Consider the following 17,336-nt stretch of genomic DNA (forward strand, 5'->3'; position numbering starts at 1 on the left):
TGTCCTCCAAAGAGCATGAAACTCTGTTGGGACAGGGTAATGTGGGCCGTTGAATCTCATATGCGTATAATTTTAGCAATCCGGCACGCGCAACCTTTAACTGAGAAACTGATTCTATGCCCGCAGTGCGATTTACTGATGGCGTTACCGCCGTTAAGCGCGGGCACCAAAGCGGTATGCTTACGTTGCAGCACGACTCTCAGCACCCGCTGGGAGGAACCGCGCAAACGGCCGATAGGCTACGCCCTCAGTGCGTTGTTCATGCTGCTGCTGGCTAATGTTTTTCCGTTTATCAATATGCGCGTTGCCGGCTTCGGTAATGAAATCAAACTGATTAATATCCCTCAGGTCATGCTGGAAGAAAACCACGCCAGCATGGCTACGCTGTTTATGTTGCTCGTACAACTGATCCCCGCATTTTGTATGCTGGCCATCATTGTGCTGTGCGCCAGAGTGCGTATGCCGTTGGCATTAAAAGAGTGGCTGGGCAAGATGCTGTTCCAGTTTAAAACCTGGTGCATGGTGGAGGTCTTCCTCGCCGGGGTGCTGGTCAGCTTCGTCAAACTGATGGCCTATGGCGATATCGGCATCGGCGGCAGCTTTTTGCCTTATTGCCTGTTCTGTCTGTTGCAGGTGCGCGCCTTTCAGTGCGTAGATCGCCACTGGCTGTGGCAGGACATCGCACCGGCGCCGCGCCTGGATCTTCCGTTAACGGTCGGGGGCACTGGCATGCGCCAGGGCGTGCGCTCCTGTCTCTGTTGCACGGCAATTCTGCCGGCCGAGGTGACCCAATGCCCACGCTGCCATACCAATGGCTACGTGCGCCGCCGCAACAGCCTGCAGTGGACGCTGGCGCTGCTGGTGACCTCACTCATGCTTTATATCCCTGCCAACCTGATGCCGATCATGGTCACCGAAGCACTGGGCAACAAAATGAATTCGACCATCATGGCCGGGGTGATCTTGCTGTGGGGAGAAGGATCTTATCCGGTGGCGATGGTCATTTTCATCGCCAGCATTATGGTGCCGTCGCTGAAGATGCTGGCGATCGGCTGGCTGTGCTGGGACGCCAACGGCAACGGGAAAAACCGCGGCAACAGTGAACGTATGCATCTGATTTACGAAGTGGTCGAATTCGTTGGCCGCTGGTCAATGATCGACGTGTTTGTCATCGCCGTACTGTCTGCGCTGGTTCATATAGGCCTATTGATGAGCGTCTACCCTGCAACTGGCGCGTTGTTATTCGCTCTGGTGGTGATCCTCACCATGTTCGCCGCCATGGCTTTCGACCCCCGGCTGACCTGGGATCGTCTAAACGAAACAATAAAAAAGGAGCCGCAAGGTGACGGCAAACAATAATGACATCGCAGGCGTCGAGAAGATTGCGCGCTGGTCGCCGGTATGGATCATCCCTATCGTCACCGCGCTGATCGGTGCCTGGATCCTGTTTTACCACTTTAGCCATCAGGGGCCGGTGGTGACCTTGGTTACCACCAGCGCCGAAGGGCTGGAAGCGGGCAAAACCGAAATCAAAAGCCGCAGCGTCGACGTCGGCGTCGTCGAAACCGTGACCTTAAGCGGCGACCTGAGCAAAGTGATGGTGCAAGCACGCCTTAACTCCGGCATGGATAAGCTGTTGCGTCAGGATAGCGCCTTCTGGGTGGTGAAGCCGCAGATCGGCCGCGAAGGCGTTTCCGGCCTGGGTACGCTATTGTCAGGTGCCTATATCGAACTGCGGCCGGGCAATAAAGGCAAAGACGGCAAGGATAACTACCAACTGCTCGATGCACCGCCGCTGGCCTCTGCGGACGCCAAAGGGCTGCGCATCTTGCTCGACAGTGAGAAATCTGGCCAGTTGAACGCCGGCGATCCGGTGCTATTTCACAACTACCGTGTCGGTTCAGTGGAAACCAGCTATTTCGATCCCAAACAGCGCACCATGCGCTACCAGCTGTTTATCTCGGCCCCCTACGACCAGTTAGTGACCAGCAACGTGCGCTTCTGGAAAGACAGCGGTGTGGCATTCGACATGTCGGCACAAGGCATGCGTGTGGAAATGGGCTCGTTGGCCACCTTATTCAGCGGCGGCGTGAGCTTTGACGTGCCAGACGATTGGGATAGAGGCCAACAGGCTAAAGAAAAGGACGTATATCAACTGTTCGACAACCAACGCAGTATTCAGGACTCACTGTATACCGTGCACAAAGATTACCTGATGTTCTTCACCGACTCGGTTCGCGGATTACAGCCGGGTGCGCCGGTAGAGTTTCGGGGTATCCGTCTCGGAACTGTGGCCCAAGTGCCATTTTTTAAAGAAGGTATTGAACATCGTTTGAACAACGATTACCGCATTCCGGTGTTAATCCACATCGAGCCAGAACGCCTGAGGAAGTTAGGCAAGGACTTTGATTTTGATAAAAGTCTGAAAGACGCCGAGTCACGCGGCATGCGCGCTTCTCTAAAATCAGCCAACTTGCTAACCGGTTCACTCTATATCGATCTGGACTTTAATCCGCAGGATAAGGCTTGGGATGAACCGCACGAGCTGTTCGGCTACCCGCTGATACCTACAACCAGCGGCGGTCTTGCGCAGATCCAGCAAAAACTGATGCAAACGCTGGATAAGATCAACGCGATACCACTCAATCCGATGATCAACGAAGCGACCAAAACGCTGGCGGAAAGCCAGAGGACCATGAAGTCCACTCAGCAGACCATGAAGTCGCTGAATGGCATCATCTCCAGCAAAGAGATGCAGGCGCTACCGCAGGACATGCAGAAAACACTGCAGGAACTCAATCGGAGTTTGAAAGGGTTCCAACCAGGCTCTCCTGCCTACAACAAAATGGTAGCGGACATGCAACGTCTGGATCAGGTGCTGCGTGAACTGCAGCCGGTGCTACGCACTCTGAATGACAAGAGCAATGCGCTGGTGTTTGAAGCCGCCAGCCATGACGATCCCCAGCCTAAGAAGGCCAATAAATGATGAAATGGCTCCCGATAGCTCTGACACTGCTGCTCAGCGCCTGTAGCAGCACCCCAAAAAAAACCTACTATCAGCTGCAGGCGTTGGGCATGCCAGCCCCGGTGAGCAGCGGCGCGTCAACGCGTGAACTGTGGTTGGAACATATTTTCGTGGCCGATTATCTCATGCAGAATGGCGTGGTTTTTCAGACTAACGATGTGCAGTACGTCATAGCCCAGAACAACCTATGGGCCAGCCCACTCGACCAGCAACTGCAGCAAACGCTGGTGACCAATCTGAGCAGCGCGCTACCGGGTTGGGTAATATCTTCCCAGCCAATGAGTCGCAATCAGGATGTGCTTAACGTCTCCATTAGCGGCTTCCATGGCCGCTTTGACGGTAAGGCTGTCATCCGCGGTGAGTGGATCCTGAATCACCAGGGCCGGCTGATCAAACGGCCGTTCAACCTGGAACTGAAGCAAAGCGAAGACGGCTATGATGCACTGGTGCGCACCCTGGCAGAAGGATGGCAGAAGGAAGCGGGGTCAATAGCCAATCAGCTATAGAAAATTTTATTTATTTTCTTGGTGGAAGATTCAAAAAAAAAAAATTGTAACGGCGGAGAGTTAATCCAACACTCTCCCTTGAAATAGACGGATATACATTAATCAATAATCACATTAAAGGTCAGGAGTCATATCCATCCTGACCTTTAATGAAAATGACGAAATGTTAGCCGACATGTAAGGCCGCGCGGACCCCCTCTTTGCGACCACGGGAGTTGTGGAAACAAAGGATCGGCTATATAGGGGTCTCTGTTAAGGCTGGCGGTATTGCTGTCTTTGATACTACGTCGATACCTAAGTGATAGTTGCCAACAAAAATTGGTCAGCGCTTTAGAATATTACCCCGTTCAATCTCTCTCATTATTTTAATGTTAAATAGCACTCGAGTTTCTTAGCTAATGAGAATGTGACAGCCAGAGGATAGAACATGGAAAAAAGCGATGCTTTCAAAATATTCGCAATGGTCGGCGATCGTGGCTCTATTTCTGGGGCAGCGCGTGCACTGGGTGAGTCTAAAGCAACGGTAAGCCGGGCGGTATCGCGTTTGGAGTCCCTCTACAACGTTAGACTTGTCGAACGTACTACGCGGCGCATAACGCTTACCGAAGTGGGGAGTGTTTTACACGCACGATGCATACGCATGCGAGAAGAAATGGAAGACGCTGACGCCGAGATTGCAACCTACAGGAGTAGCCCGGCCGGTATATTGCGCATAGGCTGTACCAGTGATGTCGCTAAAACGCTCCTCACTCCCAACTTACACGAGTTTCTGGATAACTATCCAGAGATCGACGTTCGCGTACGAGTGGGAGAAAGATTACTCCCAGAGCCTAACATTCTCGATGTCGTTCTCCATTGCGGGTGGTTATCGGATTCTCGTTTGACCGCCCGAAAAATCGCAGAGGTAAAAAACATCCTGGTAGCAAGCCAAGAATACGTACAGGCCAACGGAATACCGACCTCTCCAGAGGATCTCGAAGATCATGCCATCATCGGTAATTTCTACCTCGACGCAGCGGCGGTTGAGCCGGGCCCTTTGCCTGCTTATGTGCCCAGGCTCGAAATATCCCGGGGCCAGGAACGCTTTACGTTACCTACTTACCATAGATTTTTATCGACCGATCATTCACAAATCCTCGAACTGGTGAAACATGGCCGCGTCATCGCCCCCATTACCGGTATTTGGGCGCTGCCAGGATTACTCTCGGGAGAGTTAGTTCGCATCTTGCCTGATTATGAAATAAGTGAGTCGCCGCAGCTTTATGCTTTATATCTCGATCGGCTGGCATCCATACCCAAGTTAAAAGTATTTCTGGATTTCATCGAGGAAATCGTTAGGCGTCTTACAAAAGAGTGGCAACCGCAGGCCGATAAGCTCTTTCCGAAACAGAACCTCGTTCTTTTCCCGTCGATAAACTTCCAAACCAAAAATGACGCCTGACCCATCCTGTGAGTGGTTAACTTCTGAGTGAGGCGCCGCTCTCAATAGATTTCGAATAAACCGGCAGCCCCCATTCCTCCGCCGACACACATCGTCACTACGGCGTAGCGCTCGCCTCTACGCTTCCCTTCAATCAGCGCATGACTCGTCATCCGGGCGCCGGACATGCCGTAGGGATGACCTATTGCAATAGCGCCGCCATTAACGTTCAACCTGTCGTCCGGAATACCCAGCCTGTCTCGGCAATAGATCACTTGCACTGCAAATGCCTCATTGAGCTCCCATAACCCGATATCATCAATCTTTAGGCCATTGCTCTGCAGCAATTTAGGCACCGCGGCAACGGGGCCAATTCCCATCTCGTCCGGATCAACCCCCGCTACGGCCATACCAACATAGCGACCTAACGGCTGCAGGCCTCTGCGTTCGGCCTCCTTGGCTTCCATAAGCACCAGCGCACAGGCACCATCGGAGAGTTGGCTAGCGTTGCCAGCGGTAACATTTTTGCCGGGTCCCTTGACGGAATAAAGGGCACGCAAATCGTCCAGGGTACTTTCTGGACGATTGCCTTCATCACGTTCCAACAAGACCTCTTTATAGGCCAATACGCCGGTCTCCGTGTCGTTGTAGGCCATCAAAGCGCGCATAGGAACAATTTCCTTGTCGAACAACCCTTCTAATTGCGCTGCTGCCGTTCGTTGCTGGGAGCGTAACGAGTATTCGTCACAGGATTCCCGGCTGATCTCATAACGCTTCGCTACGATGTCAGCCGTATCCACCATCTGCATATAGGCAGTTGGGTACAGCGAAAAAAGCTCCATGTCAGGCTCAATTCGCATCCGATCAGTCTGCACCATCGAGATGGATTCCACACCTCCGGCAACGGCAATACTCATACCATCGACAATGATTTGCTTGGCCGCCGTAGCAACCGCCATAAGGCCCGAAGCGCACTGGCGATCCAACGACATACCTGAAACCGACGTGGGTAACCCGGCGCGCAATGCAGCCAGGCGGCCAATGTTCAGCCCTTGCACTCCTTGCTGCAACGCAGAACCGAGTAACACATCATCCACTTCACTACCAACAATCCCTGCTCGCTCGACAGCGTGTTTAATTGCATGCCCAGCCAGTGTTGCAGATGGGGTGGCATTAAAAGCCCCCCGATAGGCTTTGCCAATCGGGGTTCGGGCTGTGGAAACAATAACGGCATCACGCATAGTAGATTCTCACTGGTTATTTTCGGTTTGTGAACGGAAAGCGGCGATGAGTTCTTGATGAATCTGCGCAGTGGCAGACTCAGGAACCTGCTCAGACTCGCGATCGCCGATCACTTGCCAGTCGGCGAAAATACGGTTGGTGACATGGGCGTCACTGCCTAAAAAGCGCCCACCGGTCAACGTTATATAGGCGCGGGCAAAATTACCCGCGCCTGCGCAAACAATAGCCCTGGTCGGGGCGCACTGCGAAACCAGCGGCAGGAGTGCCGGACTCACTGCCTCAGGCTGCAATACACGCTTTGCTTGCGGTACCAAAAGCCCATCGCTCATAGCGGTCGCTGCCGTAGGCGCCAAACAATTCACCAAAATATTGCTCTTGGCGCCTTCCAGTGCCAGTGTTTGCATCAGCCCCACCAGACCCATTTTCGCCGCTGAATAATTGGCCTGCCCGAAGTTGCCATATAGACCGGAAGAGGACGTCGTGAATACGATGCGCCCATACTTTTGGCGATGCATAGGCTCCCATACGGCCTTGGTACAAATCACGGACCCCATTAGATGTACGTCCAACACGGAGCGAAAATCATCCAAAGTCATTTTGACAAAAGTCTTATCCCGCAGGTTACCTGCATTGTTGACCAGAATATCGACTCTCCCCCACCGCTCCATCGTGTCTGTAACCATGGCCCTTATTTTCTCCTCATCGGTCACAGAGGCCTGGAAACTAATGGCTTCTCCCCCCGATGAATTGATTTCTTCGGCAACCTTGTCGGCACCCGGCCCAATATCATTTATCACAACTTTGGCACCGTGACGGGCTAGCAGATGTGCGTGGGCACGACCAAGCCCGCCACCGGCGCCGGTGATAATCGCAACACGATCCTGCAGGTCGGGTTTCATAGTTCAATTCCTTATCATGCTAATGAGGTGGGGTGCTCGGTCAGAAAGAGCGCGCGCAGTTCACGTTTAAGTACTTTTCCTATCGCGCTAAGAGGCAGTTGAGCAATTGCCTGTGCGCCGGATAAACGCTGTGTCTTGCCCATGCGCTCATTAACCCAAGTGATGACTTCATTAGGGCTGAGCGAGTGGTTTTTAGGCACGTAGAAGGCGTAGGGAGTTTCTCCCCATTTAACCGAGGGAACACCTATAACCGCGCAATCTGCAACGAAGGGATGTAACCGCAAAACTGCTTCTATATCTGATGGATATATATTAAAACCGCCGCTAATGATCATGTCCTTAATGCGCCCAAGCAGGGTCAAAAAACCCTCATCATCGAAACGCCCAAGGTCACCATGCCGTATAAATCTATCGCCATTTGCATCAATCCAGATGGCTTCCCGGGTCGTGTCCGGGCGCCCGTGATAACCGGCCATCATCATATTAGAACGCCCCACGACCTCACCGATCTCTCCAGAATTGACCTCATTCCCTTGTGCATCAATCAAGCGAATTTCGCAGCCAAGCACAGGCTGACCGACCGTGTGGAGTTTATCAGGGTGTTCATTTGCCAAGAGGACGCAGCTCCCCCCTCCTTCTGTCATCCCGTAAATTTCGAGCAAGGCGCCTGGCCAACGGCGGATGACATCGGCTTTTAACTCGGGAGAAAAAGGTGCCCCCGTACATGATTTAAAAATAAAACTACCAAGATCAAAATCGTCGAATTTTGTTGAAGCCATAATTCGTTGATACTGCACAGGAACCAGCATGGTGTGGGTAGCTCGTGAATTCTGCGCTTCAACTAAATATTCATAAGCATCGAATTTGCCCATCAACACCGCAGTCCCCCCGTAGGCAAGCGACGGCAGCAAACAGACTAATGTCGTATTGGAATAGATCGGCGTGGCGATCAAAGTGACCGCAGAGTCACATCGCGGAACAATCTGCCCATATGCCGCTATTTGACTCCAACGCATACCATGCGTATGGATAATTCCCTTTGGCGTACCCGTGGTTCCTGATGAATAGATGATGTTAAAAGGATCTGCCGGCGATATTTCCACATGCGTAACAGCAAACTCTTCAGGGGCTAACCAGCTATCGAAGTCGTCAAGGTTAGCGACCTTGGCGCCAATCGATGGCAACCCCTGAAGAAATTCGTTATCCAAAAAGACTAAAGGAATACATGCGTCTGCAATGACCGAGGCGATTTGCTCGGGTGACGACGATAGAGCGACGGGGACAGCGACACAACCTGCACTAATAACGCCGAGAAGAGCCAACGTGGATAGCAATGGATTGGACGAAGCGATAGCAATAGCAGTGCGCGGAGGGATTTTATTATACTGTATCGCTGCCAAAATCTGTTCAGAATAACGCTGCAATTCTTTATATGTAACAACGATGTCCTTGTAGCGTAAAGCGATAGCGCCAGAACGTTCGTTAGCATGAATCGAGATCAGCTCAGATAGCGGTGAAAACTTACTTTTACCAAGGTGAAATGTTGTCATGAAAAGAATCCTCATCATCAATTCACTCACTATCGGTATGCATTTAAATTTTGACTAGTCACTGTAATGAAATCCGGCGTTTCAAAAATGAAACCATCAAGATAAAATCAGATAATAAAACCAAAAAAAACAACGCTACAATCTCTCATATAAAAATAACAAACGGGAAGTTGCCAATAAAAATGAACGAACTTAATTAATACCACCATCGTCACCCGATATATTTTTAAAAAAATAACTGACTTTTTGATAGAGCTAGGGTGAAAACCCATTGGCTGAAAAATCTTCTTTTAAAATCCCGACACAGGGTGAACATCGTTTCGCTGTGTATTTACATACTTGCGATAAACATAATAAACATGGAGTTAAGTGTTCTCACGAATACGCAGGCGAAGTGCACTATTTCGGCAAAACCGCCGCTAAGGAAAGTGAATGTCATGCCAGAATCTTATTTTTGAATAGAGAGTGATTTATGCTCAAGGTAAGAAAACTCTATGACTAAAGTCGCAAACAGCCTAAACCACCAGTATTTCGTAGGATAGGGTTACCGACAGATACAGGCTGCTACATCGGTGTCGCTTGTATTCTTTTTATTTGGGTTTGTCGTGTGTTTAGTGGCATCAGAGGCCTCTAATCGAGATGAGCACCCTCTAAAGCCCCCAGATACCACTTGATTTGGGTATAACTGAGTTAACCTCGATAGCGCTCGTGACAGAAAAATTCAGTAATTTCAGGGAGTATAAAGGATAAAAAGCGAATTCAGTAGAGGTGTGTTGACTTGAAAATGGTACGCCCTACAGGGCTCGAACCTGTGACCTACGGCTTAGAAGGCCGTTGCTCTATCCAACTGAGCTAAGGGCGCATTGGGATGCGGCAACCGGGAGTTGCGGGTTGGATTATACGGTCAGAGATCATTGAGTCAATGCCTTTTCATGACGTTACGTCAGCAGCCGTGCTTTATGATGAATTTTCAGTCATTACCGCCGCCCTGCATTGAGTTAACCGCGTCATTTCCCTTGGGTTAAGTCCGGTAACAGGCTGCTGTTACGCTGTACCAGGCCGGCATCAGCCTGTTCTGGCATACGATCCGACTGTTGCTGTTCTGCCGGACGCTGCAGGCAAACGCGAGCCGAGCGCACCATCGCGTTGATGTTTCCCCAATCGGCATGCTGGGCCGCCAACAGGTTGCAAGCCGCCGATAACGGCTGCAGTAAAGCTGCGCTAACCGGTGCGGCATTTAACGAAGCCTGCGCCATTGGCCCCCATACCAGCAGCATAAAACCCATCCCTTTGATGTTTCTCATGCACGCAGCCTCCGGCACAATGCGCCCAGGCGCGTTCTCCATGAGGGCGGCGTTTTGTGTGCGGCAAGCTGATGCAGGGCAATCAGCTGCGCAACGTCAGCCGGATGCAAGGACGAATCGAATACCGTTTCCCCCACGTGTCTTGGTTGGCGTGCCTGGCTATCAACAGGCAGGTGTAAAAAGTGCAACCGGGTAATGAGCATCATGATTTTGACTCCCGTCCTCAGTGTGAATAGCCACAGCTTACGCAGCGAGCGGTAAAAAAGGCGTAGAGGATCCTGCCGTTGGCATAAAAAAAGCGTAAATCACACCAGGCAAACACCGTCGATCGCGATTCAGCGCCTGACAGCGCGCTTCGCTTCTGACAAAATAGCGTCATCCCCCGCTTTTCTTAATTGATGGATTTCCTCACTGATGTCAGCAAAGATTATTGATGGTAAAACGATTGCGCAGCAGGTTAGAAACGAAGTGGCTGAGCAAGTTAAACAACGTCTGGCCGCCGGAAAACGCGCTCCGGGCCTGGCTGTCGTATTGGTTGGCGAGAACCCCGCCTCACAGATTTACGTCGCCAGCAAGCGCCGCGCCTGTGATGAAGTGGGCTTCCTCTCCCGCTCTTACGATCTGCCTGCCACCACCAGTGAGGCTGAACTGCTGGCGCTGATCGATCGGCTGAACGCCGACGGCGAGATCGACGGCATTTTAGTGCAGCTGCCGCTGCCGGCCGGTATCGACAACGTCAAGGTGCTGGAGCGTATTCATCCGGATAAAGACGTCGACGGTTTCCATCCGTACAACGTTGGTCGCCTGTGCCAACGTGCGCCAAAACTGCGCCCTTGCACCCCACGCGGTATCGTCACCCTGCTTGAGCGTTACAACATCGATACCTATGGCCTGAATGCCGTCGTGGTTGGCGCATCCAACATCGTTGGCCGCCCAATGAGCATGGAGCTGCTGCTGGCCGGGTGCACCACCACCGTGACCCACCGTTTCACCAAGAACCTGCGCCACCACGTTGAAAACGCCGATCTGCTGGTCGTGGCGGTCGGCAAACCGGGCTTTATTCCGGGCGACTGGATAAAACCTGGCGCTATCGTGGTGGACGTCGGCATTAACCGTCTGGAAAGTGGTAAAGTGGTCGGCGACGTGGATTTTGACGCCGCAAGCGAACGCGCCGCCTACATAACTCCGGTTCCGGGTGGCGTGGGTCCAATGACCGTTGCTACACTGATCCAAAATACCTTGCAGGCCTGCGAGGAATATCACGACGTTCAACCTAAATAAGTAAGGCAGTATGGAAACTTTTAATCTGGATAATCACCCGCACGTCGAACTGTGCGACCTGCTCAAATTCCAGGGCTGGTGTGAAAGCGGCGGTGCCGCCAAAGAAGTCATCGCCGATGGGCAGGTGAAAGTGAACGGCAAAGTCGAAACGCGCAAACGCTGCAAAATCGTTGCCGATCAGGTCGTGGAGTTTAACGGCGGTAAGGTTGTAGTTAAGCCGTAAACCCCGCTCCATAGAAAAAGGCGCTGAAGATTAACTCAGCGCCTTTTTTGTTTGTAGCCTAAAGCGGATTACTTACGGCGCCAGGTGGTTCCCTGCGGGCCATCTTCCAGCACGATGTTCATCTCGTTCAAGCGATCGCGCGCGGCATCCGCCAACGCCCAATCTTTGGCTTTACGCGCATCGTTGCGCTGCTTGATCAAGGCTTCGATCTCCGCCACTTCACCATCATCGACCTGTGCGCCGCTCTGCAGGAACTGTTCAGGTTCCTGCTGCAGCAGACCGAGCACCTTCGCCAGCTTGCGCAGTTCTGCAGCCATGCCGTTCGCCGCCGTCATGTCTTCAGCTTTCAGACGGTTAACCTCACGCGCCAAATCAAACAGCGCCGAGTAAGCTTCCGGCGTGTTGAAGTCGTCGTCCATGGCTTCACGGAAACGGGCTTCAAACACGTCGCCGCCAGCCGGTTGGGCGTTGGCATCTGTGCCACGCAGCGCAGTGTACAGGCGTTCCAGAGCGGTACGGGCCTGCTTCAGATTCTCTTCGCTGTAGTTCAACTGGCTGCGATAGTGGCCGGACATCAGGAAGTAACGCACGGTTTCAGCGTCGTAGTAACCCAGTACGTCGCGAATAGTGAAGAAGTTATCCAGGGATTTCGACATTTTTTCTTTGTCGATCATCACCATACCGGAGTGCATCCAGTAATTGACGTACGGGCCGTCGTGGGCGCAGCTCGACTGGGCAATTTCGTTCTCGTGGTGCGGGAACATCAGATCGGAACCGCCACCGTGGATATCAAAATGGGTACCAAGCTGCTTGCAGTTCATGGCAGAACATTCAATGTGCCAACCCGGACGCCCTGCGCCCCAAGGCGACGCCCAGCTCGGTTCGCCCGGCTTGGACATCTTCCACAGCACGAAGTCCATCGGGTTGCGTTTCACGTCGTCGATTTCTACGCGCGCACCGGCCTGCAGCTGATCCAGATCCTGGCGTGACAGCAAACCGTATTGCGGATCGCTGTCGATGGAGAACATCACGTCGCCGTTGCTGGCCACATACGCGTGATCGCGATCGATCAGGCGCTGGGTGATCTCAATGATCTCGGCGATATGCTGGGTCGCACGCGGTTCAATGTCCGGGCGTTCGATCAGCAGAGAATCGAAGTCGGCGTGCATCTCCGCCAGCATGCGTGCGGTCAGTTGATCGCAGCTTTCGCCATTTTCAGTCGCGCGGCGGATAATTTTGTCGTCAACGTCGGTGACGTTACGCACATAGTTCAGCGAGTAGCCGAGATAGCGCAGATAACGTGCCACCACGTCGAAAGCAACGAAGGTACGCCCATGTCCGATATGACACAGGTCATAGATGGTTACCCCGCACACGTACATGCCCACTTTACCGGCATGAATGGGTTTAAATTCCTCTTTTTGACGACTCAGGGTATTAAAAATCTTTAGCATCGGGACATTCCGTGGTGTGCGTGATAACAAAAATGATAACCAGGGTTAAGGTTGTTCACCCAGCAGCGTATTGAAACCCGAAGCCTGATCTAATGCAAGGTTAAGGCCGCGCTTTGCTGAGCTCAGAGGTGGAAAACGGTGATAAATCAGCGATTGCCACCAATGTTATAATATAACAAATTGCGATTTACCACAGCCTGAGCGCGGTTTAGCCGCTGCTGACTCATTACAGGAGATATGTTATAACGGCGGTCTGATAGTTCACTCGCTCCATGTGACATCTCACTTCATCTTGTTAGGACTAAAACTATGGTTACTTTCCACACTAATCACGGCGACATCGTTATCAACACCTTCGCGGACAAAGCACCGGTTACCGTTGAAAACTTCCTGAACTACTGCCGTGACGGTTTCTACAACAACACCATTTTCCACCGTGTTATCAATGGCTTCATGATTCAGGGCGGCGGTTTTGAGCCGGGTATGAGCCAGAAAGACACCAAAGCCACCATCAAGAACGAAGCCAACAACGGTCTGAAAAACACCATCGGCACCCTGGCAATGGCGCGTACCAACGATCCACACTCCGCGACCGCACAGTTCTTCATCAACGTAGCAGACAACGACTTCCTGAACTTCCGCGGCGAAAACGCCCAGGGTTGGGGCTACTGCGTATTTGCTGAAGTGGTTGAAGGCATGGACGTGGTTAACAAGATCAAAGCCGTGAAAACTGGCCGCAGCGGCATGCACCAGGACGTACCGGTAGAAGACGTGATCGTCACCAGCGTTACCGTCAGCGAGTAATCGCAGCTGAATGAACACGCTGTTCATTGCAGATCTGCACTTAAGCGCACAGGAACCGGCAATTACTGCCGGTTTTCTGCGTTTTTTGCGGCAAGATGCCATACACGCCGAAGCCCTGTACATACTCGGCGATCTGTTCGAAGCCTGGATCGGCGATGACGATCCCGAACCGCTGCATGCTGAAATCGCCGCGGCGCTGAAGACGCTGCAACAGGCAGGCGTGCCCTGCTACTTTATCCACGGCAACCGTGATTTTCTGGTGGGCAAGCGCTTTGCCCGTGCCAGCGGCATGCAACTGCTGCCGGAAGAAAAGGTGCTGGACCTGTATGGCCGCAAAATCCTGATCCTGCACGGTGACACGCTGTGTACCGACGATCGGGCCTACCAACAGTTCCGCCGAAAAGTGCACAACCCACTGATTCAAAAATTGTTCCTGGCAATGCCTTTACGCTGGCGCCTTAAGATCGCCGCTAAAATGCGTGCCCGCAGCCGGCAAAGCAACCAATACAAATCGGACGCCATCATGGACGTCAACCCGCAGGCGGTTGAGCAAACCATGCTGAACCACCAGGTTCACTGGATGATCCATGGCCACACGCATCGTCCGGCCGTGCATGAGTTGACGCTGAGCAACGGCAAAGCTCACCGTTTAGTGCTGGGTGCCTGGCATGAAGAAGGCTCGATGATCAAAGTCAGCGCCGACGCCGTCGAACTGATCCAATTCCCTTTCTAAGCTTCTGACTTAACGCGCGGGTATAAAAATTCGCGCTTCTGACGATCAAAACCGGCGACGCAACCGTTTTCCTTGCCGTTCGCTCATGGTATGCTCTACGCCCTCATTCGGCCTCCCGCCGCAGGCAATCGGCCGTCGTTTGTACAATTACAGGAGCCTTACACCCATGGGAGCCAACGCCGCTTCAGCCACTCACGCTGAGGTTAAAATCGCAATTGTAATGGGATCGAAAAGTGACTGGGCCACCATGCAGTTTGCGGCCGAAGTCCTGACCTCACTCGACGTCCCGTTCCATGTCGAAGTCGTTTCCGCTCATCGCACGCCAGACAAGCTGTTCAGCTTTGCCGAACAGGCAAGCGCCAAGGGTATCGACGTGATCATTGCCGGTGCGGGCGGTGCTGCGCACCTGCCGGGCATGCTGGCGGCGAAAACCCTGGTGCCGGTGCTGGGTGTGCCGGTGCAAAGCGCTGCCTTGAGCGGCGTGGACAGCCTGTATTCCATCGTGCAAATGCCGCGCGGTATTCCGGTAGGCACCCTGGCGATCGGCAAGGCCGGCGCCGCCAATGCTGCACTGCTGGCAGCGCAAATTCTGGCGTTGCATGACGCTGAGTTGGCGCAACGCCTGGCCGATTGGCGTCAGGCGCAGACTGACGAGGTGCTGAATAACCCGGACCCGCGGGAGGAAGCATGAAGCCGGTTTGCGTACTGGGTAACGGTCAATTGGGGCGTATGCTGCGCCAGGCCGGTGAGCCGCTGGGGATCGCCGTCTATCCGGTTGGCCTCGACGCTGAGCCGGAAGCGGTACCTTATCAAAACAGCGTGATCACCGCCGAAATCGAGCGTTGGCCGGAAACCGCGCTGACGCGTGAGCTGGCGACCCACAACAGCTTCGTTAACCGCGATATTTTCCCCCGTCTGGCGGACCGCCTGACGCAAAAACAGTTACTCGATCAGCTCGGCCTGGCCACTGCCCCCTGGCAGTTGCTGACCGACGTCGCCGAGTGGCCGCAGGTTTTCGCGACCCTGGGCGAACTGGCTATCGTTAAACGTCGCGTCGGCGGTTACGACGGCCGGGGTCAGTGGCGTCTGCGCGCAGGTCAGGAGGCCGAACTGCCGGCCGATGCCTATGGCGAATGCATCGTCGAACAGGGAATTAACTTCTCCGGCGAGGTCTCATTGGTCGGCGCACGCGGACACGACGGTAAATCGGTGTTCTATCCGCTGACCCATAACCTGCATGAAGAAGGCATTCTACGCACCAGCGTGGCGTTGCCGCAGCCCAATCCTGCGCTGCAACAGCAAGCTGAACAGATGCTGACGGCGATCCTTGATGAACTGAACTACGTCGGCGTCATGGCGATGGAGTGTTTTATCGTTGGCGATCGTCTGTTGATTAACGAACTGGCGCCTCGGGTACACAACAGCGGCCACTGGACGCAAAACGGCGCGTCTATCAGCCAGTTCGAACTGCACCTGCGTGCCATTCTCGCCCTGCCGCTGCCGAAGCCGGTCGTGAGCACCCCGTCGGTGATGGTCAACCTGATCGGTACCGCGGTAAATCAGCAGTGGCTGGCGTTACCGCTGGTGCATCTGCACTGGTACGAGAAAGAGGTGCGCGAGGGCCGCAAGGTTGGGCATCTCAACCTGAACGATCCCGACGCCGGTGCGTTGCAACAGGCATTGCAGGCTTTGGCGCCGCTGTTACCGGCCGAATACCAAAGCGGTTTGGCCTGGGCGCAACAAAAGCTGGCTTAAGCGTTACGCCGCACTAAAAACAAAGGGTTCAGCAAGCTGAACCCTTTTTTACTGTCGATGAAAAACTATTGGCGGTAGCCCTGCGGGTTTTTACTTTGCCAGTTCCAGGTATCGCGCATCATCAGATCAAGGCCGCGTTGCACTTGCCAGCCCAGCTCCTGTTTCGCCAGGCTGGCATCGGCCCAGAAGGCAGGCAGATCGCCCGCACGGCGCGGTAAAATCTGGTAGGGAATGGTTACCCCCGAGGCTTTCTCAAACGCCTGCACCATTTCCAACACCGAATACCCTACCCCCGAGCCCAAATTATAGGCTTTGAAACCGACGATCTGTTTTAAGTGGTCCATCGCCGCCAGGTGGCCCTGAGCAACATCCATCACGTGAATGTAATCACGCACGCCGGTGCCATCTTTGGTCGGGTAATCGCCGCCGAACACGCTCAGGCTTTCACGCTGGCCAATAGCGACCTGCGCGATATACGGCAGCAGGTTATTGGGAATGCCGCTGGGATCTTCACCAATCAGCCCCGACTCATGGGCGCCTACCGGGTTGAAGTAGCGTAGCGCGATAATCGAAAATGCCGGTTCGGCCTTGGCAAAATCCTGCAGGATCTGCTCCACCATCCATTTTGAGGTACCGTAAGGGCTGGTAGTGCCGCCAATCGGCATATCCTCGCGATAAGGCACCGGCGCATTTTCACCGTACACCGTGGCGGAGGAGCTAAAGATAAACCGGTGAACGCCGGCCTGACGCATCGCTTCCAGCAGGACCAACGTGCCCGTCACGTTATTTTGATAATACTCCAGGGGCTTCTGGGTCGACTCCCCTACCGCCTTCAGACCGGCGAAGTGGATCACCGAAGCAATCTGCTGCTCGTTAAAGATCCGCTGCAAGCAGCCTGCGTCCTGTATATCACCCCGATAGAACTTTGCGGCTTTGCCCGTCAGCTGCGCAACGCGTCGCGAGGACTCTTCAGACGCATTGACCAAATTGTCCAGCACCACCACATCTTCACCCCGTTCCAGCAGCGCCAATACGGTGTGCGAACCAATGTATCCGGCACCGCCGGTCACCAAAATCGCCATAATATCCTCCTGTCGTCAGCATCTGGCGTTAACGCCAGATGCCTGAACGAATATCCTA

General features: G+C 53.5%; 17 protein-coding genes and 1 tRNA gene. 10 read left to right on the top strand and 8 right to left on the bottom strand.

The genetic code is table 11. The features are described 5' to 3' along the window. Positions 1–60: 60 nt before the first annotated feature. The 4 genes from pqiA (at position 61) to AC1RKG_RS13925 (ending at position 4,972) form a co-directional block, all read left to right on the top strand. On the top strand, positions 61–1,359 hold the full coding sequence (pqiA, locus tag AC1RKG_RS13910) for a membrane integrity-associated transporter subunit PqiA (RefSeq protein ID WP_414160924.1): 1,299 nt from the start codon (positions 61–63) through the stop codon (positions 1,357–1,359). Then, positions 1,343–2,986, top strand: coding sequence for an intermembrane transport protein PqiB (pqiB, locus tag AC1RKG_RS13915; protein WP_142815760.1), 1,644 nt, complete (start codon positions 1,343–1,345; stop codon positions 2,984–2,986). Before pqiA ends, pqiB begins: the two co-directional genes overlap by 17 nt. Next, positions 2,983–3,531: a membrane integrity-associated transporter subunit PqiC gene (gene pqiC, locus AC1RKG_RS13920; protein ID WP_142815761.1), complete on the top strand. Its 549-nt coding sequence runs from the start codon at positions 2,983–2,985 to the stop codon at positions 3,529–3,531. The genes pqiB and pqiC overlap by 4 nt, the downstream gene beginning before the upstream one ends. 427 nt (positions 3,532–3,958) lie before the next feature. Beyond that, positions 3,959–4,972 carry a LysR family transcriptional regulator gene (locus AC1RKG_RS13925; protein ID WP_128864448.1) on the top strand — a complete coding sequence of 338 codons (1,014 nt, stop codon included), beginning with the start codon at positions 3,959–3,961 and terminating at the stop codon, positions 4,970–4,972. A gap of 41 nt (positions 4,973–5,013) precedes the next feature. On the opposite strand, the gene AC1RKG_RS13930 is transcribed toward AC1RKG_RS13925, so the two are convergent. The 6 genes from AC1RKG_RS13930 to AC1RKG_RS13955 all read right to left on the bottom strand — a co-directional run bounded on the left by AC1RKG_RS13930 (position 5,014) and on the right by AC1RKG_RS13955 (position 10,152). Continuing rightward, positions 5,014–6,192: an acetyl-CoA C-acyltransferase gene (locus tag AC1RKG_RS13930; RefSeq protein ID WP_142815763.1), complete on the bottom strand. Its 1,179-nt coding sequence runs from the start codon at positions 6,190–6,192 to the stop codon at positions 5,014–5,016. Between the two features lie 9 nt (positions 6,193–6,201). Continuing rightward, positions 6,202–7,092 (bottom strand): SDR family NAD(P)-dependent oxidoreductase, encoded by an 891-nt coding sequence (locus AC1RKG_RS13935; RefSeq protein WP_128864446.1) that lies wholly within the window; start codon positions 7,090–7,092, stop codon positions 6,202–6,204. A gap of 14 nt (positions 7,093–7,106) precedes the next feature. Next, positions 7,107–8,642, bottom strand: coding sequence for a class I adenylate-forming enzyme family protein (locus AC1RKG_RS13940; RefSeq protein WP_128864445.1), 1,536 nt, complete (start codon positions 8,640–8,642; stop codon positions 7,107–7,109). 785 nt (positions 8,643–9,427) lie between these two features. Next, positions 9,428–9,504 (bottom strand) — tRNA-Arg (locus AC1RKG_RS13945). Between the two features lie 145 nt (positions 9,505–9,649). Beyond that, positions 9,650–9,946, bottom strand: coding sequence for a hypothetical protein (locus AC1RKG_RS13950; RefSeq protein WP_020825567.1), 297 nt, complete (start codon positions 9,944–9,946; stop codon positions 9,650–9,652). Beyond that, entirely contained in the window at positions 9,943–10,152 is a 210-nt protein-coding gene (locus AC1RKG_RS13955; protein WP_129941055.1) for a hypothetical protein, read from the bottom strand. Before AC1RKG_RS13955 ends, AC1RKG_RS13950 begins: the two co-directional genes overlap by 4 nt. Positions 10,153–10,360: 208 nt before the next feature. Between AC1RKG_RS13955 and folD the strand changes: the two genes are divergently transcribed. After that, positions 10,361–11,227 (top strand): bifunctional methylenetetrahydrofolate dehydrogenase/methenyltetrahydrofolate cyclohydrolase FolD, encoded by an 867-nt coding sequence (folD, locus tag AC1RKG_RS13960; protein WP_020825565.1) that lies wholly within the window; start codon positions 10,361–10,363, stop codon positions 11,225–11,227. A gap of 10 nt (positions 11,228–11,237) precedes the next feature. After that, positions 11,238–11,450 carry a ribosome-associated protein YbcJ gene (gene ybcJ, locus AC1RKG_RS13965; RefSeq protein ID WP_012005606.1) on the top strand — a complete coding sequence of 71 codons (213 nt, stop codon included), beginning with the start codon at positions 11,238–11,240 and terminating at the stop codon, positions 11,448–11,450. A gap of 68 nt (positions 11,451–11,518) precedes the next feature. On the opposite strand, the gene cysS is transcribed toward ybcJ, so the two are convergent. After that, a complete protein-coding gene (cysS, locus tag AC1RKG_RS13970; RefSeq protein ID WP_046374321.1) occupies positions 11,519–12,904 on the bottom strand; it encodes a cysteine--tRNA ligase in 1,386 nt (461 codons plus the stop codon). 309 nt (positions 12,905–13,213) lie between these two features. On the opposite strand from cysS, the gene ppiB reads away from it, so the two are divergent. The 4 genes from ppiB to purK all read left to right on the top strand — a co-directional run bounded on the left by ppiB (position 13,214) and on the right by purK (position 16,196). Next, a complete protein-coding gene (ppiB, locus tag AC1RKG_RS13975; protein WP_020825563.1) occupies positions 13,214–13,708 on the top strand; it encodes a peptidylprolyl isomerase B in 495 nt (164 codons plus the stop codon). Between the two features lie 10 nt (positions 13,709–13,718). Then, entirely contained in the window at positions 13,719–14,441 is a 723-nt protein-coding gene (lpxH, locus tag AC1RKG_RS13980) for a UDP-2,3-diacylglucosamine diphosphatase (RefSeq protein ID WP_020825562.1), read from the top strand. 166 nt (positions 14,442–14,607) lie between these two features. Further along, a complete protein-coding gene (gene purE / locus AC1RKG_RS13985) occupies positions 14,608–15,132 on the top strand; it encodes a 5-(carboxyamino)imidazole ribonucleotide mutase (RefSeq protein ID WP_020825561.1) in 525 nt (174 codons plus the stop codon). Next, positions 15,129–16,196, top strand: a complete 1,068-nt coding sequence (purK, locus tag AC1RKG_RS13990; protein WP_493183266.1) for a 5-(carboxyamino)imidazole ribonucleotide synthase — start codon at positions 15,129–15,131, stop codon at positions 16,194–16,196. Before purE ends, purK begins: the two co-directional genes overlap by 4 nt. 65 nt (positions 16,197–16,261) lie before the next feature. Here purK and galE read toward each other — a convergent pair whose 3' ends face one another. Further along, complete coding sequence (galE, locus tag AC1RKG_RS13995) at positions 16,262–17,278, bottom strand: UDP-glucose 4-epimerase GalE (RefSeq protein ID WP_493183267.1); 1,017 nt, start codon at positions 17,276–17,278, stop codon at positions 16,262–16,264. Between the last annotated feature and the right edge of the window lie 58 nt (positions 17,279–17,336).

The sequence above is a fragment of the Serratia sp. GW822-FHT06D09 genome (genome assembly GCF_058799515.1).

What these genes read in the sequence shown, in the direction of transcription:
- pqiA (WP_414160924.1), top strand. Translation starts at nt 61, where the DNA reads ATGCGTATAATTTTAGCAATCCGGCACGCGCAACCTTTAACTGAGAAA.
- pqiC (WP_142815761.1), top strand. Translation starts at nt 2,983, where the DNA reads ATGATGAAATGGCTCCCGATAGCTCTGACACTGCTGCTCAGCGCCTGT.
- AC1RKG_RS13925 (WP_128864448.1), top strand. Translation starts at nt 3,959, where the DNA reads ATGGAAAAAAGCGATGCTTTCAAAATATTCGCAATGGTCGGCGATCGT.
- AC1RKG_RS13930 (WP_142815763.1), bottom strand. Translation starts at nt 6,192, where the DNA reads ATGCGTGATGCCGTTATTGTTTCCACAGCCCGAACCCCGATTGGCAAA.
- AC1RKG_RS13935 (WP_128864446.1), bottom strand. Translation starts at nt 7,092, where the DNA reads ATGAAACCCGACCTGCAGGATCGTGTTGCGATTATCACCGGCGCCGGT.
- AC1RKG_RS13940 (WP_128864445.1), bottom strand. Translation starts at nt 8,642, where the DNA reads ATGACAACATTTCACCTTGGTAAAAGTAAGTTTTCACCGCTATCTGAG.
- AC1RKG_RS13950 (WP_020825567.1), bottom strand. Translation starts at nt 9,946, where the DNA reads ATGAGAAACATCAAAGGGATGGGTTTTATGCTGCTGGTATGGGGGCCA.
- AC1RKG_RS13955 (WP_129941055.1), bottom strand. Translation starts at nt 10,152, where the DNA reads ATGATGCTCATTACCCGGTTGCACTTTTTACACCTGCCTGTTGATAGC.
- folD (WP_020825565.1), top strand. Translation starts at nt 10,361, where the DNA reads ATGTCAGCAAAGATTATTGATGGTAAAACGATTGCGCAGCAGGTTAGA.
- ybcJ (WP_012005606.1), top strand. Translation starts at nt 11,238, where the DNA reads ATGGAAACTTTTAATCTGGATAATCACCCGCACGTCGAACTGTGCGAC.
- cysS (WP_046374321.1), bottom strand. Translation starts at nt 12,904, where the DNA reads ATGCTAAAGATTTTTAATACCCTGAGTCGTCAAAAAGAGGAATTTAAA.
- ppiB (WP_020825563.1), top strand. Translation starts at nt 13,214, where the DNA reads ATGGTTACTTTCCACACTAATCACGGCGACATCGTTATCAACACCTTC.
- lpxH (WP_020825562.1), top strand. Translation starts at nt 13,719, where the DNA reads ATGAACACGCTGTTCATTGCAGATCTGCACTTAAGCGCACAGGAACCG.
- purE (WP_020825561.1), top strand. Translation starts at nt 14,608, where the DNA reads ATGGGAGCCAACGCCGCTTCAGCCACTCACGCTGAGGTTAAAATCGCA.
- purK (WP_493183266.1), top strand. Translation starts at nt 15,129, where the DNA reads ATGAAGCCGGTTTGCGTACTGGGTAACGGTCAATTGGGGCGTATGCTG.
- galE (WP_493183267.1), bottom strand. Translation starts at nt 17,278, where the DNA reads ATGGCGATTTTGGTGACCGGCGGTGCCGGATACATTGGTTCGCACACC.